This is a genomic window from Dietzia natronolimnaea, from assembly GCF_002289575.1.
Lineage (GTDB): Bacteria > Actinomycetota > Actinomycetes > Mycobacteriales > Mycobacteriaceae > Dietzia > Dietzia natronolimnaea_A.
In genome coordinates this window covers 110880-131393 of sequence record NZ_NTGA01000018.1, presented here as the reverse complement: position 1 = coordinate 131393, position 20514 = coordinate 110880, and the positions used below count along the sequence as shown (strand labels likewise).

Below are 20514 nucleotides of genomic sequence, written 5' to 3'. Positions count from 1 at the left end.
GGTGACACAACCTGCGTGGTCAATACACCTAGCCGCCGGGCCCAAGCCGCCGGGCCCAAGCCGCCGGGGCCATCGAGAAGAGCGTTTCGCGCATTCTCACTCGACCGATGCGTGCCAAACAGTCTTCGCGATGACGGCGGGGCCTCTCGTGGGGCGGGGTGCTAGCCGTTGGCGCCCGGCAGGTAGTCGTTCGTGGTGGCGGTGGCTCCGTCGACCTCGGTCTCGAGCAGGCCGTTCTGGTACATCCACGTCGCGTACGCGGCCCAGGCCTCGGCCGACTGCCGACCGAAATCACCCTCGGGCAGCAGCTCGAGGGTGGCGTCGATCATCAGCTCCAGCACGTCCGGGTCGTAGGAACCCTGGGTCTCGGGGGTGAGGGCGTCGATGGCGACCTGCCGGTCCCGCAGCGCCGCAGCCTGACCTTCCGCGGTCCCGGTGAGGAAGGCCCGCACGCGCTCGGCGTAGTCGGGGTCGTCGGCGAGGCGACTCGGGTTGGCGATGATCACCAGTTCCGCGTAGTCCGGCACCCCGAGTTCGGTGGCCGGCAGCACCACGAAGTCGCCCTGGGCGGTGAGTTCGACGCCCTCGATGTTGCGGAAGGCCCCGAAGATCGCGTCCACCTGGTCGGTCAGGAGTGCCTGGTTGAGGCTCTGCTGGACGTTGGGGGTGGAGATCGAACCCGGGTCGATCCCGGCCTCCCGGGCGATGAAGTCCAGAGTCGGCTGCTGGGAGGCCAGTCCCGACAGGCCCACGGTCCTGCCCTCCAGGTCGGCCGCGGTGGTGATCCCGGACTCCGTCCTGGCGATCAGCGAGGTCAACGAGGTGGGGATCAACGCGGCCACCGAGATCACGTCGAGGCCCTGCTCCGCGGCGATGAGGGTGTCGGGCTCATACGAGATGGCCAGGTCGGCCCGCCCCAGGGACACCTCGCGCGCGGCGTCGGCTGTATTGGCGGGCGTCATGAACGTCACGTCGACCCCCGCGTCGTCGTAGGCGCGGGTGTACTGCGCGGTGTACAGCGCCGCATGGTCGGGATTGGGGCTCCAGTCGAGCAGGACACTCACAGGTGCGGCTCCGGTCTCGGTCGTGTCCGCGTCGTCCGAGGCCACCTGGCATCCGGTCAGGGCCAGCGCTGCCGCGGCCGCGATCGCGATCATGCGGACGCCGGGTCGAGTGATGCCGGGTCGGGTGCGGGCCCGGCGTGGGGCCGCGCTGGTGGGTGCGTGGGTCATGATGGGGTCCTTTCGGTGGTGGTGTTCCACGGGCAGATGAGTCGTTCGAGGAGGGTCACGGTGGCCAGCAGGACGCTGGACATGATGGTCAGCACGACCACCTGGGCAAAGACGAAGTCCGTCTGGAGTCGGGGGATGGCCTGGAGCATGAGGTACCCCAGGCCGTTGGTGGAGCCGGTGTACTCGGCAAAGACCGCGGCCACCGGCGCGAAGGTGACCGAGACTCGCAGTCCGGCGAACCCCCGGGGTGCGGCGGACGGCAGTCTCACCCGCCAGAAGAGCGACCACCGGGTGGCGTGCAGGCTCCGCAAGGTGTCGATCAACCGGGCATCGACGGTCCGGACGCCGGAGAGGAGGTTGAGGGCGACGGGGAAGAAACACAACAGGGCGACGACGATGACCTTCGGCGCCATCCCGTACCCGAGGGAGATCGTCAGCAGCGGACCGATCACGATCACCGGGATGGCCTGCGAAGCGACCAGAAGTGGGGTCATGGCCTGACCGATGGTGGGCACGAACGCGCTGATGATCACCACGATCACCGCGACGACCATTCCCAGCACCACACCCAGGAGGGTCTCGGAAGCGGTCAGCAGCGTGGCGGAACCGAGCCGGTCGGGCCAGGTGGACACGAGCGAGTCGAGCACGGCGCCGGGCGCGGGGATGACGTACGCGGGGACGAGTTCGAGCGCGGTGATCGTGATCCATGCGGCGAGGACCAGCAGGATCGTCACGCAGGCGGGAGCGGCGGATCGGAGGACTCGGACGGTCATGGGGCGGCTCCGCCGTCGGCCAAATGGGATTCCCGTGCCAGCGCGCGGAGGATGTCCTGGCGGGTCGCCGCGAATCCCTCGTCTCCGAGCAGGGCCTCGCGGGGGCGGTCGTCGCCGAACCACCCCGGCCAGGTGGACACCACGCGCGCCGGGGCGTCGGCCTCGTGCCGTGCCAGCAGGACCACACGTTCGGCGAGGAGCAGGGCTTCATCGACGTCATGGGTGACCATGACGAGGGTGGCCGGCGTCCCGGCGAGGGTCTCGCGCAGCCATTGCTGGACGTCGGCTCGGGTGATCGCATCGAGCGCACCGAGCGGCTCGTCCGCCAGCAGCACGGGTTTGCGGGCGATCAGTGCGCGCGCGAGTGCCGCGCGCTGGCGCATGCCCGCACTCAGAGCCGACGGACGGGCCCCCGACCAGGCGCCCAGGCCCAGGCGGTCCAGCAGGTGCTGGGCTTCGGCGCGGGCCACGCGCCGGCGCACCCGCTGATTGCGGAGACTGATCGCGACGTTGTCGAGCAGGGTCATCCACGGCAGCAGGCTGTCGCCCTGGGGCATCAACGCGCAGTGCTCCAGGCGCCGGCCGGGCCGGTGTTCGTCCAACACGGAGACGGTCCCGGTCGTCGGTTCGGTCAGGCCGGCGATCAGCGACAGCAGCGTGGACTTGCCGCAGCCACTGCGCCCGACGACCGCGATGTGCTGGCCCACCGGGACGGACAGGCTGAGGTCCGCGAGAACGGGCCGGCGAGCTCCCGGGTAGGTGTGGCCCAGACCGTCCAGCGCCACGGCCGGAGCACCGGGGCGGCTCAGCACGGCGTGCACCAGGACCGCGGCGTGCACAGGGATGGCCGCGTGCACCAGCGCATGTGACATCCCTCCGCTCGTGTGAACGAGTTCAGGTTCAGCGGGTGTGATCTCAGCCCCGTTCGGTAGGGGCACCCCGTGTCATCGATGTCGATCCTGTGGATCGACTCGAAGTGCGAACCTACCACCCTGCCCCGCCCGGCGAGTGGTCGCATATGCGCGGTTCCAGGGGAGCCCCACCTGGGGAAACGCGAGCAGAGGTGACCGCGCGACGAGGGGTGGCCCGGCGCCGACGCCAGGTGACACCGGGTGACGCCTGGCGGAGGTGCTGCGGGAGGCGGCGGGCGGTGGTCCGGTGTCGTGCCGGCCAGCGCCGCCGATCAGCGTAGAAGCCGATCTGCGCAGAAGTATGCGCCCCCGAGAGGATTCGAACCCCTGACCAGCCGGGTAGAAACCGGATGCTCTATCCACTGAGCTACGGAGGCCTGCGACGCCCACGTCCGGCGTCGCCGGAAGGATGATAGCCGATCCGGGGGTGTGCGCTGCAGCCGCGAATCGGCCCGGGGCGATCGGGTTAATACGATGGAGGCCATGACGTCGTCCAAGTCGACACCCGCCAGCGCCGGAGTGCTCAAGAACCGCAGCGTGGTGCCCGTCGTGATCCTGCTCGCGGTGGTGGCCGCCGCGGTGGTGATCCCGCTGTCGGGCATGTCCTCCGAGGTGGCGCTCGCGCTGGTGGGCGTCCCGGACCCGGGCGTGCTCACCACGGCCGGACTCCCGGCGGTCCGCGCCGTGGGTGAGCTGCTCGCCGCGGTGGCGGTGGGGACGGCCCTGTTCGCGGCGTTCTTCACTCCGCCCCAGAAGGACAAGACCCTCGACGTGGACGGGTACCGCTCGCAGCGGATCTCCTCGTGGGCCAACATCTCGTGGGCGGTGGCCGCGGCGCTGCTCATCCCGCTGACCCTGTCGGACGTCGCCGGGCGCACGTTCTGGGCGGCGCTGCCCCCGGACCAGTGGATCGTGGCGATCAACCAGATCGACGTGGCCTCGTCCTGGCGATGGGCGGCGGTGATCGCGCTGGTGGCCGGGATCGGTCAGCGGCTCACCGTGAGCTGGCGCTGGTCGGTGATCTGGCTGGGGGTGTCGGTGCTCGCGCTCCTGCCGGTGGCGGCCACGGGCCACGCCTCCGGGAGCACCGCGCACGACATCGCCACCAACTCGCTGATCATCCACCTGTTCGCCGCGGCGTTCTACGTGGGCGGTCTGGTCGCCGTGCTCGCCCACACGATGCGGGGCGGCTCCCGCGTGGCGCTGGCCCTGCGCCGCTACTCGGTGGTGGCGACCATCGCGATCATCGCGCTGGGGTTCTCAGGCATCATCAACGCGCTCGTGCGGCTGCACCCCGCCGACCTGTTCTCCTCGACCTACGGTCTGCTTGTGGTGTCCAAGGCGCTGCTGCTGGTCCTGCTCGCGATGTTCGGCCTGGCCATCCGCCGCCGGATCATCGCCAGGATCGAGTCCAGATCGGCCAACGCTCCCGTCGACCGCCCGACCCTCGTGCGGATCGCGCTGGTCGAGGCTGTGGTGATGGCGGGCACGATCGGGCTCTCGGTTTCGCTCGGTCGCACCCCGCCGCCGGCGCCGCTGTACGTGCCCACCCGCCAGGAGGCGCTACTGGGCTTCGAGCTCCCCGGACCGTTCTCGCTCGGCACCGTCTTCGGGGTGTGGCGCTTCGACCTGGTGCTGGGCCTGGCCGCGGTCATCCTGCTGAGCCTGTACGTGTGGGGCCTGATCACCCTGCGCCGCCGCGGCGATGCCTGGCCCGTGGGCCGGACCGTGGCCTGGGTGCTCGGCTGCGTGATCCTGTTCCTCACCACCAGTTCCGGCATGGGGATGTACATGATGGCCGACTTCGCCAGCCACATGGTGGGGCACATGCTCATCTCGATGCTCGTGCCGGTGCTTCTCGCCCTCGGCGGGCCGCTGACCCTGGCATTGCGGGCGCTCCCGGCCGCGGGCCGCGGGAACCCGCCCGGGCCCCGCGAGTGGATCGTCGAGTTCATCAACAACCCGCTCTCCCGCTTCCTCACCCACCCGATCGTGGCGTCGGTGCAGTTCGTGGCGGGTTTCTACATCATCTACTTCGGCGGATTCTACGAGGCTCTGGCCTCCGAGCACCTGGGCCACATGTTCATGAACGTCCACTTCCTCATCAGTGGGTACCTGTTCTACTGGGTGATCATCGGGGTCGACGCCGCACCGCGGCACTTCTCGCCGCTCTACAAGCTCATGGTGCTGCTCAGCTCGCTGCCGTTCCACGCCTTCTTCGGCATCATGCTCATGAACTACAAGACCGTGCTCGCCGAGAACTGGTATGGCGGGATCGGACTGCCCTGGATTCCGGATCTCCTGCAGAGCCAGCAGGTCGGCGGCGGAGTCGCGTGGGCGGCGGGGGAGATCCCGCTGTTCATCGTCATGTTGGCCCTGGCGTGGCAGTGGTACCAGAGCGACATGCGGGACGCCCGGCGCGGCGAGCGGCAGGCCGAGCGCGACGACGACGCCGAGCTCAAGGCCTATAACGAGATGCTCAGTGCGATGTCCCGGGCGGACCGCAAGTCCTGAGGGGGTGCCCACCTCGTCGTCGTCGGCCTCCCTGCCCACACCCTGCCCGTCCCTCCACAGGGCGGGCACCGCGAGCGGTGCGACCGGGATACGACGACGACGAGGTGGGGCACGCTCGTCAGCACGAGGCCGACGCACGGTCGGTCCGAGTGTGACAGGAGCGAGACCATGAACGAGACCCACACCACCGTCCGCGGAACCGTGATCACCGACCCCACCACCCGTCGGGTCGGCGAGGACTCGGTCTTCTCCTTCCGGGTGGCCAGCAACACCCGCTACCAGGACCGCGACACCGGGGAGTGGAAGACGGGCGGCACGCTGTACTTCTCGGCCAACTGCTGGGGCAGGTTGGCGCAGCGGGCATCCGGGACCCTGGTCAAGGGTGACGGCATCATCGTCCAGGGCCGTCTGCTGACCAACGAATACGAGAAGGACGGCAGGATCCAGCGTGATCTGGAGATGCGGGTCACCGCGCTGGGGCCGGACCTGTCCCGGATGGACGTGACCATGCGCAGGGCCCAGGCCGAGGGGTCCGGCCCGGCTCCCGACGGCCCGGCTCCCGACGGCCACGCCGCGGGCGGTCTCCGGGACGCGGAGGGCGACGGGGACGTCATGGAGATCGGGTCCCGCGACGCCGACGACGATCCGACGGAGCGTGCGGCCGTCAGCGGGTTGGCGGGGGCGGTTCGGGTCTGAACCGACGGGGCCGCGGGTAGCCCGCCGCCGTGCTCACCGGGGCTGCGGGTGGGCACGTAACATGGGGGTCGTGCCCGCGGCCCGGCTGCGGCGATGTGAACCATTTGCGCAGTTGAGAGGGTGGAATGGCCGAGTTTATATACACCATGAAGAAGGTCCGCAAGGCGCACGGGGACAAGGTGATCCTCGACGACGTGACGATGTCCTTCTACCCCGGTGCGAAGATCGGCGTCGTGGGCCCCAACGGCGCGGGTAAGTCCTCCATCCTCAAGATCATGGCCGGCCTGGACCAGCCCTCCAACGGTGAGGCGTTCCTCGACCCCGAGGCCAGCGTCGGCATCCTCATGCAGGAGCCGGTGCTCGACGAGACCAAGACCGTCAAGGAGAACGTCGAGGACGGCCTCGGCGAGACCATGGTGCAGCTCCGCCGGTACAACGCGGTGGCCGAGGAGATGGCGACCGATTACACCGACGAACTCATGGAGGAGATGGGGCGGCTGCAGGAGCAGCTCGACGCGGTGGACGCCTGGGACGTGGACTCCCAGATCGAGCAGGCCATGGACGCGCTGCGCTGCCCGCCGGGGGACTCGCCCGTCACCCACCTGTCCGGTGGCGAGATGCGCCGCGTCGCGCTGTGCAAGCTGCTGCTGAGCAAGCCCGACCTGCTCCTGCTGGACGAGCCCACCAACCACCTCGACGCGGAGTCGGTGCTGTGGTTGGAGCAGCACTTGGCCGCCTACCCGGGCGCCGTCCTGGCGGTCACCCACGACCGCTACTTCCTCGACCACGTGGCGCAGTGGATCTGTGAGGTCGACCGCGGCAAGCTGCACCCCTACGAGGGCAACTACTCCACCTACCTGGAGAAGAAGGCCGAGCGCCTTGAGGTGCAGGGCAAGAAGGACCAGAAGCTGCAGAAGCGCCTCAAGGCCGAACTCGAGTGGGTCCGCTCCGGCGCCAAGGCGCGGCAGTCCAAGTCCAAGGCGCGTCTGGCCAAATACGAGGAGATGGCGGCGGAGGCGGAGAAGCACCGCAAGCTGGACTTCGAGGAGATCCAGATCCCCACCCCGCCGCGACTGGGCAACGTGGTGGTCGAGGCCGACAAGCTCCAGAAGGGCTTCGACGACCGTGTCCTGATCAAGGACCTGTCGTTCACCCTGCCGCGCAACGGCATCGTCGGCGTGATCGGCCCCAACGGTGTCGGTAAGACCACCCTGTTCAAGACGATCGTCGGACTCGAGGAGCCGGACGCCGGTTCCGTACGGGTGGGGGACACGGTCAAGCTGAGCTACGTGGACCAGTCCCGCGCGAACATCGACCCCGAGAAGTCCGTGTGGGAGGTCGTCTCCGAGGGCAACGACTTCATCGAGGTCGGGCAGAACGAGATGCCCTCGCGCGCCTACGTGAGCGCGTTCGGCTTCAAGGGTCCGGACCAGCAGAAGAAGGCCGGTGTGCTCTCGGGCGGTGAGCGCAACCGACTGAACCTGGCCCTGACCCTCAAGGTCGGCGGCAACCTGATCCTGCTGGACGAGCCGACCAACGACCTCGACACCGAGACCCTGGGCAGCCTCGAGAATGCGCTCGAGGACTTTCCCGGCTGCGCCGTGGTGATCTCGCACGACCGCTGGTTCCTAGACCGCACCTGTACCCACATCCTCGCGTGGGAGGGCAACGTCGCCGAGGGGCAGTGGTACTGGTTCGAGGGCAACTTCGAGGGCTACGAGCAGAACAAGGTCGACCGCCTCGGCCCGGACGCCGCCCGCCCGCACCGGGTCACCCACCGCAAGCTCACGCGGGACTGACGTCGATGGGATCGCACGCCGCGCCCGAGACGCGGACCCCCGGAGAGGTCCACCGGGTCCACATCCCTCTGCGCATCGCGGACTTCGTGGGGTTGCACGTCAACAACGTGCGGTTCCAGGAGTTCTCCCAGGACGCCAGACTGATGTGGTTCCGGGACAGGTTCGGCGTGCCCGGGTCGCGGGTGCCGATCGCGCTGGCACGGTGGATGGAGATCGACTTCCGCCGCGTCATCGGGTACGGCGCCACGAGCGTGTGGGTCGACGTGGAGGTCCTGCGGGTCGGACGCACGTCCTTCACCATGAGGACCTCGATCGGCGCGGACTCCACGGGCCCGGAGCCGTGCGCGGTCGTCGACACCGTCCTGGTGGTGACGGCGCCGGACGAGACCACGACACTCGAGATCAGTCCCGAGGAGCGCGCGGCGCTGCTCGGAAGGAGCGAGGAGGCGAGATGAGTCCCGGTGACCAGACCCCGGACCGGGGGACGTTCCGTTGCACCCTGCAGGTGCGGTGGGCGGACTTCGACCAGTTCGGGCACGTCAACAACGTCAAGTACATCGAGTACGCGCAGGAGGCTCGGATCCTGTTCGTCCGCAGCCGGTTCGGCCCGTTCGGGCTGGGCAACCTGCCGCAGGTCGTCCGCCGGGTCGAGATCGACCACCTCCGCCCGGTCCTTCGGGATTCGACGTCGGTGGATGTCGAGATCGAGGTCGAACACGTCGGGACCACCTCCTACCAGATCCGGCAGACGATCTTCGACGCAGCGGGGGAGATCTGTTGCGCGCTGCGCGTGGTGATGGTCGCCTACGACGCCTCGACCTCTACGGCCGTGGAGATACCGACAGGGGTTCGGCACGTCCTCGAGGCAGCGCACCAGCGGGCGGCGATCACCGACGACAGGCCCGCGGAGTGACCGAGCAGCTCGTCTACGAGGCCGGGGGACCCCTCGGAGTCTCGGGTGAGCCGGGACGCCGCGTGTTCACCGCGGCGCTGCCCGTCCGCTGGTCGGACCAGGATCTCTACCATCACGTCAACCACGCGCGGATGATCACACTCCTCGAGGAGGCCCGGATCCCGTGGCTCTTCGAAGAGGGCATCCCCACCGCGACCCTCGCCGCCGGCGCCGTGATGACCGAGCTCGCCGTGAAGTATCGCGGCCAGGTCACCCGCGCCGACGGCCCGATCCGGGTGCGAATGTGGTGCGAGAAGGTGGGCGCGGCCATGTTCGTGGCCCGGCACGAGGTCCGCGGGCGCGCCGCCCCGGACTCCGCGCCCGCGGCGGTGGAGTGCACGTCCACGATCGCCGCGTTCGACCTCGCCACCCAGCGGCCGCGCCGGTTCACCCGGGCCGAGCGGGAGCACCTGATGCAGTTCCGTCACGGGGATCCGGCGTGACCATGCCGGTGGCCGGCGGCGCAGGGGGCGAGACGATCGCGGTCCCCGACCCCGCCGACAGGGACGACATGCGGACGCTCCTGCGCCGACTACTGCGCCTCGACGAGGCGGCGGTGGTCCGGTTGACCAGCGGTGACGACGGCAGGATGCGCGTGTGGTCCCGGACGCCCTTCGGCGCCCTGGTGGTCCGCGCGGTCGGTGGACACTGCCCGCGTGGCGACGTGGTGTGTGGAGCCGACCACCTGCTCACCGAGTTGGATCTCCTGCCGCGCGGCGACGCCGAGGGACGCGTCGATCCGGGGATGCCCCTCACCTCCTCCTGGCAGGGGTTGCTCCCGCCGATCGACGGTTTCCAGGTGGTCGAGGCGGTCCCCGCGCAGGTGTTGCTCGATCTGACCGAGTCCGGGCGCGATGCGGCCCGGGAGAACGCGGGGCCGGCCGGTCTGCCGCCCTCCTTGCTGGACCAGGACGTGCTCACCGTCCGCGCGGACACCGACAGCCCCGTGGCGGTGGACATGCGGACCGTGTTCTCCATGGTGATGTGCGGTTTCGTTCCCGAGCGGGCCGGCCGCGCCCCGGAGGGCGAACCGGTCCGGGTGAGTGAACGCGGCGCGTGGTTACGCCTGGACGCCCGCTACGGCACGGCCTACCGCCGGACCGACGCGCTCACCCTCGAACCGCGATGACGTCCCCGGGGTTCTCGGTCTCCTGGCCCGGGAGGGGCGAGGCCGAGATCCCGGGAGAACACGGGCCGGCGCCCGAGCTCGCCGCGGCGCTGCCTGACGCCGGGGGACAGGTCACCGGGGTCGTCCTGTGCGGTGACGGGGGCAGGATCGCCGAGGTCGGTGACGTGCTGGACGGGTTCGGTCTGCAGGCCACACGTGCGGCGCAGCTGGTGTACCTCGACCCGCCCTACAACCGCGGCGGCAGCTTCGACGGGTACCACGACAACATGCCCCGTCACCGCTGGCTGGGATACATCGAGCGCCGACTGGTGGTGGCCCGCGAACTCCTCGCGGACACCGGCACCGTGTGGGTGCACCTTGACGACGCGGAGGCCCACCGCGTCCGCTGCGTGCTCGACGAGGTGTTCGGCCCGGACGCCTTCATCGCCGACCTCACCGTGGAGAGCAACCCCAAGGGGCGTCAGCTCGACAGGTTCTTCGCCGGCTCCCACGACCGGCTCATGGTGTACGCGCGGAACCCCGAGCGCGTCCGCCTGGCCGGCGGGGTAGCCTCCGCGGTCGACCCCTCCGACTTCCCGCACACCGCCGAGGACGGGGTCACCTACCGGTTACTGCCGTTGCGCAACACCAACAAGAGGTTCAACCCGCGCACGACGCCCACCATGACCTACCCGCTCTACGGAGACCCCGAGACCGGCGAGGTCTCCGTGGATCCCGCGCCCGGGCTCACCGAGATCCTCCCGGTGTTCGGAGATCTCAGCCCGGCCGTCTGGCGCTGGTCACGCGACCGCGCGAGGGAGCGCGGCGGCGAGTTGGTGTGTCGGACGGTGCGCGGCCGGGCCGGGCCGCGGGTCGACGTGTACCAACGAGACCGGCACGAGGCGGGCCGCATCAAGAAGCTCAGGACCATCTGGCTGTCCCAGGAGGTCGGGTCCACCGACACCGCCCGCGCAGAACTGCGCAGCGCGGGGGTCGACGGGTTCCGTACGCCCAAGCCCGAGGCGCTGATGCGGCGGATCGTGGAACTGGCGACCGAGGCGGACGACCTGGTGGTGGACCTGTTCGCCGGCTCCGGGACCACCGCCGTGGCGGCCCGCGACCTGGGACGTCGCTGGGTGGTGGTGGAGCGCAACCCCGACACTGTCCGCGACGTGATCCTGCCGCGGTTGCGCGTCCTCTAGCGGGGTCGCATCCACACCGCGGTGTCCGGCGGCAGGATCTCACCTGCCCCGGTGTGCGGGTCGAGGGGTCCGGAGGCGAGGATGACCTCGCCCTCGGGGAGCGGTACCGATCGCTCGGAGGTGTTGAGTGCGCACACCACGCCGTTGTCGCGGCGGAACGCCAGGCACCCGGACGGCGCGCCGTACCACTCGACCGACGCGGTGCGCGGACCCCGCCAGGACCGCCCGGTCTCGATGGCGGCCCGGTACAACGACAGGGTGGAGTCCGCGTCCTCGAGCTGGGCCTCCACCGTCAGGGGACCCCAGTCGCCCGGCATCGGGAGCCAGGTCCGATCGGCGGTCGAGAAACCGTAGGGCGGCTGGGTGCCCTCCCACGGCATGGGGACGCGGCAGTGGTCGCGCCCCATCTCCGCGTGGCCGCTGCGTTCCCAGGTGGGGTCGGTCAACCGGTCGTGGGGGATCGAGAAGTCGCTCGGCAGCCCCAGTTCGGACCCCTCGTAGATAAAGGTGATCCCCGGCAGGGCCAGTTCCACCAGCAGCATCGCCCGGGCCCGGGCGGTGCCGAGGGCGCCGTTGCCGTAGCGGGTCACCTCTCGCACGACGTCGTGGTTGGACAACGCCCAGGTGGGGGCCGAGTCGGCGATGCGGGAGGCCTCGAGCGTGGCCTCGATGGCCTCGCGGACGGCGCCGGCCTCGAAGGGTGCGCCGGTGAGCGGGAAGTGGAACGCGAAATGTAGCTCGTCGGGGCGCAGGTACCGCGCGAACCGGTCGGCCGGGCCCACCCACACCTCGCCGAAGGTCGCCGCGCCCGGGTACTCGTCGACGACCGCGCGAATCCGCCGGTGGACGTCGTGGACGCCGGGCCGGTCCCACCGCGCATCGCGCTCGTCGACGACGAGTTGGGCGATCTCCACGTCGTCAGGCAGGTCGGCCAGGTCGTCCGGCTTGGCCAGACCGTGCGCCACGTCGATCCGGAACCCGTCGACCCCCAGGTCGAGCCAGAAGCGCAGCGTCCGCTCGAGGTCGTCGCCCACGTCGGGGTGCGACCAGTCCAGGTCCGGCTGCTCGGGTGCGAAGAGATGCAGGTACCACTGCCCGGGCGTCCCGTCCGCCTCCGTGATGCGCGTCCAGGCCGGCCCGCCGAACACCGAGGGCCAGTTGTTGGGTGGCCGGGAGCCGTCGTCACCGAGGCCGTCGCGGAAGAAGTAGCGCTCGCGTTCCGGACTGCCCGGGCCGGCCTCCACCGCGGCGGCGAACCATGCGTGTTCGACGCTCGTGTGATTGGGCACCAGATCCATGATCAGGACCATCTGCGCGGCGTGCAGCTCCTCGACCAGTCGCCGCAGCGTCTCGACGTCACCGAACAGGGGGTCGACGTCCCGCGGGTCCGAGACGTCGTAGCCGTGGTCGGCGCCGGGGGACCGCATGATGGGGGACAGCCACACCCCGTCTACTCCCAGCAGTTCCAGGTAGCCGACGTGGTCGATCACCCCCTGCAGGTCGCCGTAGCCGTCCCCGTCGGCGTCGGCGAAGGAGCGCGGATAGATCTGGTAGAGGACCATGTCCTCCCAGGGCCGCGTGGAATGAGCCGGGGACGCCGTCACATGTCCTCCGGGGTGTTGACCATCATCGCGGCGGCGCGGGTGAAGTACTCGACCATCGCCGCCCGGTGCTCGTCGTCCAGGGTCTCGCGGTCGATCGTGTCCACCGCGGCGAGCATGTGAGTGAGCCAGGCGTCGTGCGCCGCCCGGTCGACACGGAACGGGTTGTGGCGCATCCGGAGGCGGGGGTGCCCGCGCTGCTCCGAGTAGATGGTGGGGCCACCCCAGTACTGCTCGAGGAACATCCGCATGCGGTCCTCGGCCGGACCCAGGTCCTCCTCCGGATACAGCGGCCGCAGCACCGGGTCGTCCGCGACCCGCAGGTAGAACTCGTGGACCAGCGACCGGAAGGTCTCCGCGCCGCCGATCTCGTCGTAGAAGGTAGTGCCGCTCATGCCCCCATCATGCCCGTGGGATCGGCCAGGGGGACCGATCCCACCACCCGTCCCCACCACGCGTCCCCACCACGCGTTGTCTCCGGTCGCCGGGGGAGACGCGGGCGACACGGTTGACCTGTCCGCGGTGATAGCACACGAACTGTTCACCGAGGGTGCATCATCGTTGCAGGCGAGGTTCACTACGGGCCCGGTCGCCGATGGTGGACTGGGCTCGGACAGACGAGTGGAGACCGACCATGGGCACAGCTGTGCGCGAGAATTCGGAGTACCGACAACCGGGGTCACGAGCCCCCGTTCGACTCGGACGCGTCCCCGACCCGCACATCCCGCTGACCGCCGCCCCGCGGGTCCTCCTGCTCAACGCCGGTTATGAGGCCCTCACCGCCCTGTCCGCTCGTCGCGCCGTGGTGATGCTTCTCGGTGGCAAAGCGGTGGTGGTCCATGACCACCCGGACGAGATCCTGGTCCGATCGGTCGACACGGCCGTCCGCGTGCCCTCGGTGATCATGCTCCGCGAGTACGTCCGCATCCCGTACCGCGCGCAGGTGCCCATGACGCGGGCCGCCCTGATGCACCGCGACTCCCACCGGTGCGGGTACTGCAACGCCCGCGCGACCACCATCGACCACGTGATCCCGCGCAGCCGCGGGGGCGCACACGAGTGGGAGAACTGTGTGGCCTCCTGCGCGCCCTGCAACCACCGCAAAGCGGACAAGCTCCTCTCCGAGCTGGGATGGGAGCTTCGGGTACCGCTGGTGGCGCCGAGGGGCCGGACGTGGCGGCTCGTCTCCCAACTGCGCGAGATCGGCCCGTACTGGGAGGACTACCTGTACCTCGACGCCGCCTGAGGCCTATCGGCGCGTTTCCGCAGGCCCGGCCACCGAGGTCTCGTCGACGACTGCGAAGGGCGCCAGCGGCGTGGGGTTTCCGCTGCGTCCCTGTTCCTCGACGGGACCCGCTGGTGGTTACGGTGTGAGGTATGCCTGATTCTCCACCTATCGCCGACAACGCGCTCATCGGTATCCGGTCGGTCGGGACGACGGCGGAGCATCACGCTCGATGAGTTTGTGGGAATCGGTCCTCCTGGGAGCGATCCAGGGACTGTTCATGTTCATCCCGGTGAGCTCGTCCAGCCACTTGGTGCTGGTGCAGCAGTGGCTGGCGGCCGAAGGGTCACCCCTGCCCGCGCCGGACACCCCGGAGATGATCCTCTACAACCTGGTGGTGCACCTCGGCACGATGGTCTCCGTCGTCGTGGTGATGTGGCGACCGTTGACGCGCCTGGTCAACGGCATCTGGCGCGAACTGGGGCTGTGGCGTCGCAGGCGCACGCTGCGTCACCTCATCCATCTGCGGCTCGCGCTGCTGGGTCTGCTGACCACGGCGATCACCGGGGTCCTGGGGCTGTTCATCCGCGCCTACGGCACCGACGTCTTTGTCACCCCGTGGGCTGTGGCGCTGATGCTGCTGATCACCGGCGCGGTGCTCTGGTGGACGGACTCGGTCAAGACCACCTGGCGCGGTGCCACCCAGATGACGGTGCTGGTCGGCGTGGTGATCGGTGTGGCCCAGGCGGCGGCGCTCTTCCCCGGCCTGAGCCGGTCAGGGCTGACCATCGCTGCGGCCCTGGCGCTGGGCATGCACCGGCCACTGGCAGCGAAGTTCAGCTTCTTCGTCGCCATACCCACGATCGTCGCCGCCACCGGGGTGCAGTCGCTGAGCCTGCTCGATCCCGCCAGTTTCGAGAGCGAGTTGTTCCTGGGGTGGCAGGACTACCTTCTGGGATTCGTGGTGGCCGCCGTCGTCGGTGCGGGGGCACTGTGGTTGGTGCTCCGGCTGCTCTATCGAGGGCATTTCCGGGTCTTCGCGGTGTACGTGGTGGGTCTGGCGCTGTTCGTCCTGATCACCCAGCCGGACTTCAGCGACGCCCCGCCAGTAGATCAGCTGCCGCTGGATCAAGATCAGCTCGCCCTCCATCAGCGGTAAGCCTCCGTGCGTCTGCTCGGGGGGGGCTGATCCGGCGAGGAAGTCGGGAGCACATGGCGGCACCCCACGCCGGCACCCCACGCCAGCGACCGGGCCGCTCGACCCGAAATCACGGGCTCGCCCCCGGCACGGGCCTGACCCCCGAGCTGGACGTGGCCGAACCGGGACTCGAGAGTGTGTGGTCCGGGAAGCTGCGATGGGCTGTGGATTCGCGCGCGTCTGCCGAGCCAGGGGAGGCGCACGTTCGTATGCGTTCGTCGCGAACGTCGGCGAAGCCGGATACCTCGACTTGCAGATCGGCGACCAGCGCATCCCCGACGCGTTCGGATTCTGCCGCCGCTTCGGCGGATGCCCACCCCGTCTCGGGGATGACGTTGGCCTCCCAGTGCCTCATCCACTGCGCCAACCGGCGCGCGAGCGAGTCCGAGAGCCCGTAGTCCTCCGGATCCATCGCGTACTTGTCGGTCCCGCTCTCCCACAGCGGGTGCTCACGGCCGTAATCCGGGAAGAACCGAATGACCCGCTTATAGCCGCCCGTCTCGTAGACGGACTCCCAGTCCTCCACCTCTCACCGCCCCCTTGCCCCGCCGGCCCGTGAACTCAACCTACGTGCCCGCCCATAGCCGCGGAATTAGTCGGCTCGCGGACTAGTTCGTTGATTTGTCACCAGGTGGCAGAATTGCGGATACTCTGGGGTCACACCGGCGCAGGGAGCCTGATCATGACGGGACGCCTAGAAGGCAAAGTCGCATTCATCACCGGCGTGGCTCGGGGCCAGGGCAGGACCCACGCGGTCCGGCTCGCCTCCGAGGGCGCCGACATCATCGGTCTCGACATCGCGGGCCCGACCATCGAGGCGATCCCGTACGACGCGGCCACTCCGCAGGACCTGGAGGAGACGCGCCGTCTGGTGGAGGCGCAGGGGCGCCGGGCACTGCTGTCGGTCGGCGATGTTCGCGATCTCGACGGCATGAAGAAGATCGTCGACGACGGCGTGGCGGAACTCGGACGCCTGGATGTGGTGGTGGCCAACGCCGGCATCTGCATCCCGCAGGCGTGGGATTCGATCACCCCGGAGACCTTCGGGACGACGCTCGAGATCAACACCACCGGCGTGTGGAACACCATCATGGCCACAGCGCATCACGTGATCGCCGCAGGCGGCGGGTCGCTCATCCTCACCAGCTCGTACGCGGGCAAGAAGATCCAGCCGTTCATGGTGCACTACACCACCTCCAAGCACGCCCTGGTCGGCATGACCCGCGCCTTCGCCGCGGAGCTCGGACCCAAGAACGTACGGGTCAACAGCGTCCACCCGGGTGGGGTGGCCACCCCCATGGGCGGCGGGGGCATGGTGAGCCAACTGGAAGCCGTGGGCGAGACCAACCCTCCGCTCAACCTGATGGGCACGACATTCCTCGAGCAGACCTACGCCGAGCCCGAGGAGATCTCGAACGTCGTGGCATTCCTCGCTTCGGACGAGTCGAAGTTCATCACCGCCGAGCACATCAGCATCGACGGCGGCTCCCAGTACTTCTGACGTGCTGCCCAGCCGCCGTGATCGCGGCGCCGAGGCCGGGCTGCTTATCTCGGTCGCCCTCAGCGCCAGGTGCTACTGGCCGATTTCGGCGGACGCGAATCCGGGGACCAGGGTGTACACCTCCGCGATCGAGCGTCCCGCGGCCATCACCGTCGCGTCGGGGCGCACGACCGCCGCTCGTGCGCGGTGGGCGCGCAACCACTCTCCGAGGGGACTGGCTGGCGCGACGACGACGGGGGTTCCACCCCGGCGTGTGATCTCGAAGTCCTGCTCGGGGGTGGGGGTGTCCACGGTGAGGACCCGGAAGCCGGCCGTGGAGTCGTCGAGGCGGCGGCCGACGTCGGACACCACGGCGTTGGGCACGAGGCGCCCGGCCAGCCGAGAGGCGCCCGGGGCCGTCACCCACGGGGGAGCAACGGAGCCCAGCGCCCCGCGCCTGATGTAGTGGGACGGCCGGAGTGCGGGGGTCGTACTGTCGGTCAGTCTCGTCGCCACACGCGGAACCGCCGCGAGAATGGGCGCTATCGTCCGGCGCAGGACATCACCACCGTGCCCGCCGCCGGTCATGGCGGCGCCCGTCGCCATCGCGAGACGGATGAGACCGGTGCAGTGCGGGATGCGCTCCTGCCCGTAGGAGTCGAGCGTCGACGACGATGCTCCGTCCCTCAGGACGGCGGCGAGCTTCCAGCTGAGGTTCGCGGCGTCGCGCAGGCCCGCGCCCATGCCTTGGCCGATGAACGGTGGCGTCAGATGTGCGGCATCACCGAGGAGGAAGATCCGGCGGTCACGCCATCGCTGGGCAACCCGGGCCTGGAATGTGTACTCAGCTGATCGGACCAACTCGAGGTCTGCCGCCTCCACGCCTGCGAGCCAGGGCCGCAGCAGCGGCACCACCGCGTCGATGTCGCTGTAGTCCTCAACGGTCTCGTGGTCGAGTAGCTGGAACTCCCACCGGTAGCGGGTCTCGCCGATGCGCATGTAGGTGGCCGCTCTGTGGGTGTCGCAGACCTGCGCCACCCCGTCCCACTGGCGTAGATCGGCCGACGTCGCGACGTCGATGACGAGCCACCGCTGACTGAATCCGAGGTCCCGCCACCCGGCCGAGATCGACGAGCGGGTGATGCTGCCGGCGCCGTCGCACCCGAGTAGGTAGCTCCCCCGGAACGTGATCGGCTCACCCGTGTCGCGGTCGGTCGCCGAGACCGTGACCCCTGTTCCGGATTGATCGATCCCGCTCACCTCGACCCCTGAGCGGAAGGTGATGGATTCCGCGCGCCGGGCCACGGCGGTGCGCAGGAGTGCCTCGAGGCGTGGCTGGTCGAACATGGAGGCGGCCGGAAAACCGTTCGGGCCCGCGCCCGGTTCGCGGGGGAACTCGGCGATGACCTGCAACGAGGACGTGACCAGACGCAAGCCCAGTGCGGGGCGGGAGATTTCCGCGAACTCCGGGGCGAGACCGAGTCGGGCGATGATCCGGCACACCTCGTCGTCGAGGTGCACCGCACGCGGTTGCGGGAAGATGCCCTCCCACCGCTCGAGAAGAATCGACGGCACCCCGAGGTCGGCCAGCAGCGCCGCTGCGGTGAGTCCGGTCGGTCCGGCGCCGACGATGAGGACAGGATCGGTGCCGTAGCTCATCGAGTTCTCTCCCGCTCCTTAGCGCCGCCAGCGATTCGCATCGTCGGGGTGGCGGGGATCATGCGTAGCGCACCACGTTGCGCTGCATGCCCAGGTCGAGAGTTCCGTCGCCTGCGCGGACCGACGTCTCCACGATGTCGCCGTCCTGTAGGTACTTGGGGTTGCCGGCCTGGCGCTTGAAGAACGCCTTCCACTTCAGGTGCGGCGGGAGCAGTGCCCCGATCATCTCGATCGGTTTCGCGGGTGCGGTGAGCGCGGTTCCTCCGGGGGTGCCGGTCAGCAGCAGGTCTCCGGCGTCGACGCGCTGGAATCTGTTCAAGGTCCGCACTGCCTGCAGTGGGCTGTAGATCATGTCGGCGACGGTGCTGTTCTGCCGTGTCGCCCCGTTCACCCGCAGCTCAAGGGTGAGCGTGGAGAACTTCTCCCACTCGCCGGGTTCCAGCAGTACCAGGACGGGGCCGACTGGGGTGAAGCTGGGGTAGGACTTTGCCTCGTAGAACTGCGTCTTGGGCAGCTGGACGTCGCGCGCTGACACGTCGTTGGTGATCACTAGGCCGGCCACGGCGTCGGCGAGGGTCTCGTCGTCGATGCTGGTGCCGACCGGCAGGCTGCGACCGAAGACCACACCGATCTCGACCTCGTAGTCCAGCAGTTGTACGTGGGCGGGTTTGATGATGTCGTCGTTCGGTCCGACGATCGACCCCGAGGCCTTGCGGAAGAACGTCAGTGGGACCTTGTCGGGGTTCATGCCGGAATCGCGGACGTGTGAGACGTAGTTGGTCATCTGCGCGATCACGCGGCAGGGCGCGGTGACCGGCGACTGCAGGGCCAGACTCGACGGGTCCACGGTCTCGCCGTCGTCGGTCGTGGCCCGGACGACGGACTCTCGGTCCGCGATCAGCTCGGCGGTAGTGGTCGCACGGGTGTCGACGCGACGGGCACCGGCGGGCACCAGCACCCACCACGCGTCGGCGGTACGGAGGACGGACAGGCTCATGTGCGGGCTACTTTCATCAGGCCGAAGAGGCGTTGGACGTCGAACTCGTTGTCGGACTCGCGCAGTGACGTGAGGATCGAGGTGAACTCGCGCAGTGCGGCGCGGCCGGGCTTGATGCCCAGGAAGTCTGCGGTGGCCGGCGGGCCCCACTGGTTGAGACCTGAGGCCGTCATCGGGGCCCACCCGGCGGCGACAGTGCTGTCGAAGTGGTCCCCGTCGGTGAAGTGCTCCACCAGGAACCCATCCGGATCGCGCCAGTAGTCGAAGAGCTGGCTGCCCTGGATGTGGCGACCCAGGCCCCACGAGTGGTCGTATCCCCGGTCGAGTAGATACTCGCTGCCGGCGGCCAGGGCGTCGAGATCGCAGACCTGATACGCGGAATGGACGTAGCGGTCGGCGGGGCCGAGTGTCAGGGCCAGGGTGTGGTGGTCGGCCACCTCGCCGCCACGGTCACACCGGATGAAGCTCATCACGGGCCCGCGTTCACGCTGTCCCGGGTAGTAGAGGAAGTCGCTGACGATCATTCCCAGGTTGTGCAGGTACCAGTTGAGTGACGCCAGGTAGCGCGTCGACGAGAGCACCACGTGGCCGAGCCTCTCGACGAGTGCAGGCGCGCGCGGGGGCCGTTGGGTGCTGTTGACCCGGGTGCGGTGGGCCTCGAAGTTGAACGGGTTGCGCACCCTCTGCAGGGGCAGCGCAGGCCATTCGGTCACTCCCGAGACCACTCGAACGCGACATCCGCTCGGATCCCGGGTGGTCACCGCGTGCCCGCCCAGCGCGTCGCCGAGAGGCTCCACTGGTCGCCCCCACTCCGAGGCCAGAGTGTGGACGTCGGCGGAGTCGGCCGCGCGGAAGGCCGCGGCGGTGAAGGCGGTGCGCGGGGCGCGACGGACGATGACGCAGGGCGGTCCCGGCAGGGCGCCCCGGAGATGCAGCTCATCGGGTGTCTGGAAGGTGGGAGTGAAACCGAAGTCCACCGCGAACGCCGCGGTGCGCGTGAGATCGGGCTTGTCGAACTCCAGCCAGGCGATGTCGTGGACCTTCACCACCGGGTTCGTCCGGCGTCCGGGGTGCTCGCCGGGCAGGGCGCCCTCGTCGGCGTGCAGCCCCTCGTGCACGTCGTGGCTGACCGTCATCTCGGCTCCCGTCGTATTGATTGACGATATC

General features: G+C 69.4%; 20 protein-coding genes, 1 tRNA gene and 1 riboswitch. Of the genes, 11 read left to right on the top strand and 10 right to left on the bottom strand.

All coding sequences use genetic code 11. The annotated features are described in order from the left end of the window. Positions 1–161: 161 nt before the first annotated feature. The 4 genes from CEY15_RS10900 to CEY15_RS10885 form a co-directional block, all read right to left on the bottom strand. Complete coding sequence (locus CEY15_RS10900) at positions 162–1232, bottom strand: ABC transporter substrate-binding protein (protein ID WP_095718457.1); 1071 nt, start codon at positions 1230–1232, stop codon at positions 162–164. Then, positions 1229–2005 carry an ABC transporter permease gene (locus CEY15_RS10895; protein WP_095718456.1) on the bottom strand — a complete coding sequence of 259 codons (777 nt, stop codon included), beginning with the start codon at positions 2003–2005 and terminating at the stop codon, positions 1229–1231. Before CEY15_RS10895 ends, CEY15_RS10900 begins: the two co-directional genes overlap by 4 nt. Next, positions 2002–2877, bottom strand: coding sequence for an ABC transporter ATP-binding protein (locus tag CEY15_RS10890; RefSeq protein WP_245847552.1), 876 nt, complete (start codon positions 2875–2877; stop codon positions 2002–2004). The genes CEY15_RS10895 and CEY15_RS10890 overlap by 4 nt, the downstream gene beginning before the upstream one ends. Then, positions 2860–2957, bottom strand: a riboswitch (TPP riboswitch). Its footprint overlaps the gene before it by 18 nt. 263 nt (positions 2958–3220) lie before the next feature. Next, positions 3221–3293 (bottom strand) — tRNA-Arg (locus CEY15_RS10885). A 106-nt stretch (positions 3294–3399) separates the two neighbouring features. Here CEY15_RS10885 and CEY15_RS10880 point away from each other — a divergent pair. From CEY15_RS10880 to CEY15_RS10845, 8 genes are all read left to right on the top strand, one after another. Beyond that, positions 3400–5430: a cytochrome c oxidase assembly protein gene (locus CEY15_RS10880; RefSeq protein ID WP_095718455.1), complete on the top strand. Its 2031-nt coding sequence runs from the start codon at positions 3400–3402 to the stop codon at positions 5428–5430. Positions 5431–5598: 168 nt separating this feature from the next. Next, the gene (locus CEY15_RS10875) at positions 5599–6126 is read left to right on the top strand and encodes a single-stranded DNA-binding protein (protein ID WP_095718454.1); all 528 of its coding nucleotides are present in this window, start codon (positions 5599–5601) and stop codon (positions 6124–6126) included. A 125-nt stretch (positions 6127–6251) separates the two neighbouring features. Then, a complete protein-coding gene (ettA, locus tag CEY15_RS10870) occupies positions 6252–7925 on the top strand; it encodes an energy-dependent translational throttle protein EttA (protein WP_095718453.1) in 1674 nt (557 codons plus the stop codon). Positions 7926–7930: 5 nt separating this feature from the next. Then, a complete protein-coding gene (locus CEY15_RS10865) occupies positions 7931–8380 on the top strand; it encodes an acyl-CoA thioesterase (RefSeq protein WP_095718452.1) in 450 nt (149 codons plus the stop codon). Beyond that, positions 8377–8838, top strand: coding sequence for an acyl-CoA thioesterase (locus tag CEY15_RS10860; RefSeq protein WP_095718451.1), 462 nt, complete (start codon positions 8377–8379; stop codon positions 8836–8838). Before CEY15_RS10865 ends, CEY15_RS10860 begins: the two co-directional genes overlap by 4 nt. Then, complete coding sequence (locus CEY15_RS10855; protein WP_095718450.1) at positions 8835–9320, top strand: acyl-CoA thioesterase; 486 nt, start codon at positions 8835–8837, stop codon at positions 9318–9320. The genes CEY15_RS10860 and CEY15_RS10855 overlap by 4 nt, the downstream gene beginning before the upstream one ends. 2 nt (positions 9321–9322) lie before the next feature. Beyond that, the gene (locus CEY15_RS10850; protein ID WP_095718471.1) at positions 9323–10006 is read left to right on the top strand and encodes a hypothetical protein; all 684 of its coding nucleotides are present in this window, start codon (positions 9323–9325) and stop codon (positions 10004–10006) included. Beyond that, on the top strand, positions 10003–11187 hold the full coding sequence (locus CEY15_RS10845) for a site-specific DNA-methyltransferase (RefSeq protein WP_095718449.1): 1185 nt from the start codon (positions 10003–10005) through the stop codon (positions 11185–11187). Before CEY15_RS10850 ends, CEY15_RS10845 begins: the two co-directional genes overlap by 4 nt. On the opposite strand, the gene CEY15_RS10840 is transcribed toward CEY15_RS10845, so the two are convergent. Together CEY15_RS10840 and CEY15_RS10835 are read right to left on the bottom strand one after the other, a co-directional pair. After that, a complete protein-coding gene (locus CEY15_RS10840) occupies positions 11184–12749 on the bottom strand; it encodes a glycoside hydrolase family 13 protein (protein WP_095718448.1) in 1566 nt (521 codons plus the stop codon). The two genes, CEY15_RS10845 and CEY15_RS10840, sit on opposite strands and share 4 nt — an antisense overlap. A gap of 38 nt (positions 12750–12787) precedes the next feature. Continuing rightward, positions 12788–13183 (bottom strand): globin, encoded by a 396-nt coding sequence (locus tag CEY15_RS10835; RefSeq protein WP_095718447.1) that lies wholly within the window; start codon positions 13181–13183, stop codon positions 12788–12790. Positions 13184–13422: 239 nt separating this feature from the next. Between CEY15_RS10835 and CEY15_RS10830 the strand changes: the two genes are divergently transcribed. Together CEY15_RS10830 and CEY15_RS10825 are read left to right on the top strand one after the other, a co-directional pair. Then, positions 13423–14034 carry an HNH endonuclease gene (locus CEY15_RS10830; RefSeq protein WP_095718446.1) on the top strand — a complete coding sequence of 204 codons (612 nt, stop codon included), beginning with the start codon at positions 13423–13425 and terminating at the stop codon, positions 14032–14034. Between the two features lie 211 nt (positions 14035–14245). Then, on the top strand, positions 14246–15172 hold the full coding sequence (locus CEY15_RS10825; RefSeq protein ID WP_095718445.1) for an undecaprenyl-diphosphate phosphatase: 927 nt from the start codon (positions 14246–14248) through the stop codon (positions 15170–15172). A gap of 109 nt (positions 15173–15281) precedes the next feature. On the opposite strand, the gene CEY15_RS10820 is transcribed toward CEY15_RS10825, so the two are convergent. Continuing rightward, positions 15282–15737: a hypothetical protein gene (locus CEY15_RS10820; RefSeq protein WP_095718444.1), complete on the bottom strand. Its 456-nt coding sequence runs from the start codon at positions 15735–15737 to the stop codon at positions 15282–15284. Between the two features lie 156 nt (positions 15738–15893). On the opposite strand from CEY15_RS10820, the gene CEY15_RS10815 reads away from it, so the two are divergent. Then, complete coding sequence (locus CEY15_RS10815) at positions 15894–16712, top strand: mycofactocin-coupled SDR family oxidoreductase (RefSeq protein WP_095718443.1); 819 nt, start codon at positions 15894–15896, stop codon at positions 16710–16712. A gap of 72 nt (positions 16713–16784) precedes the next feature. On the opposite strand, the gene CEY15_RS10810 is transcribed toward CEY15_RS10815, so the two are convergent. Genes CEY15_RS10810 through CEY15_RS10800 form a run of 3 tightly spaced genes read right to left on the bottom strand, consistent with a single transcriptional unit; the run spans position 16785 to position 20483 of the window. Next, positions 16785–18350 (bottom strand): bifunctional 3-(3-hydroxy-phenyl)propionate/3-hydroxycinnamic acid hydroxylase, encoded by a 1566-nt coding sequence (locus CEY15_RS10810; protein WP_095718442.1) that lies wholly within the window; start codon positions 18348–18350, stop codon positions 16785–16787. A gap of 58 nt (positions 18351–18408) precedes the next feature. Then, positions 18409–19347, bottom strand: a complete 939-nt coding sequence (locus CEY15_RS10805; RefSeq protein WP_095718441.1) for a fumarylacetoacetate hydrolase family protein — start codon at positions 19345–19347, stop codon at positions 18409–18411. Further along, a complete protein-coding gene (locus tag CEY15_RS10800; RefSeq protein ID WP_095718440.1) occupies positions 19344–20483 on the bottom strand; it encodes a VOC family protein in 1140 nt (379 codons plus the stop codon). Before CEY15_RS10800 ends, CEY15_RS10805 begins: the two co-directional genes overlap by 4 nt. Between the last annotated feature and the right edge of the window lie 31 nt (positions 20484–20514).

Bases quoted from the DNA above. Each gene is read 5' to 3' on its own strand.
- CEY15_RS10900 (WP_095718457.1), bottom strand. From the start codon at position 1,232: ATGACCCACGCACCCACCAGCGCGGCCCCACGCCGGGCCCGCACCCGA.
- CEY15_RS10895 (WP_095718456.1), bottom strand. From the start codon at position 2,005: ATGACCGTCCGAGTCCTCCGATCCGCCGCTCCCGCCTGCGTGACGATC.
- CEY15_RS10890 (WP_245847552.1), bottom strand. From the start codon at position 2,877: ATGTCACATGCGCTGGTGCACGCGGCCATCCCTGTGCACGCCGCGGTC.
- CEY15_RS10880 (WP_095718455.1), top strand. From the start codon at position 3,400: ATGACGTCGTCCAAGTCGACACCCGCCAGCGCCGGAGTGCTCAAGAAC.
- CEY15_RS10875 (WP_095718454.1), top strand. From the start codon at position 5,599: ATGAACGAGACCCACACCACCGTCCGCGGAACCGTGATCACCGACCCC.
- ettA (WP_095718453.1), top strand. From the start codon at position 6,252: ATGGCCGAGTTTATATACACCATGAAGAAGGTCCGCAAGGCGCACGGG.
- CEY15_RS10865 (WP_095718452.1), top strand. From the start codon at position 7,931: ATGGGATCGCACGCCGCGCCCGAGACGCGGACCCCCGGAGAGGTCCAC.
- CEY15_RS10860 (WP_095718451.1), top strand. From the start codon at position 8,377: ATGAGTCCCGGTGACCAGACCCCGGACCGGGGGACGTTCCGTTGCACC.
- CEY15_RS10850 (WP_095718471.1), top strand. From the start codon at position 9,323: ATGCCGGTGGCCGGCGGCGCAGGGGGCGAGACGATCGCGGTCCCCGAC.
- CEY15_RS10845 (WP_095718449.1), top strand. From the start codon at position 10,003: ATGACGTCCCCGGGGTTCTCGGTCTCCTGGCCCGGGAGGGGCGAGGCC.
- CEY15_RS10840 (WP_095718448.1), bottom strand. From the start codon at position 12,749: ATGGTCCTCTACCAGATCTATCCGCGCTCCTTCGCCGACGCCGACGGG.
- CEY15_RS10835 (WP_095718447.1), bottom strand. From the start codon at position 13,183: ATGAGCGGCACTACCTTCTACGACGAGATCGGCGGCGCGGAGACCTTC.
- CEY15_RS10830 (WP_095718446.1), top strand. From the start codon at position 13,423: ATGGGCACAGCTGTGCGCGAGAATTCGGAGTACCGACAACCGGGGTCA.
- CEY15_RS10825 (WP_095718445.1), top strand. From the start codon at position 14,246: ATGAGTTTGTGGGAATCGGTCCTCCTGGGAGCGATCCAGGGACTGTTC.
- CEY15_RS10815 (WP_095718443.1), top strand. From the start codon at position 15,894: ATGACGGGACGCCTAGAAGGCAAAGTCGCATTCATCACCGGCGTGGCT.
- CEY15_RS10810 (WP_095718442.1), bottom strand. From the start codon at position 18,350: ATGAGCTACGGCACCGATCCTGTCCTCATCGTCGGCGCCGGACCGACC.
- CEY15_RS10805 (WP_095718441.1), bottom strand. From the start codon at position 19,347: ATGAGCCTGTCCGTCCTCCGTACCGCCGACGCGTGGTGGGTGCTGGTG.
- CEY15_RS10800 (WP_095718440.1), bottom strand. From the start codon at position 20,483: ATGACGGTCAGCCACGACGTGCACGAGGGGCTGCACGCCGACGAGGGC.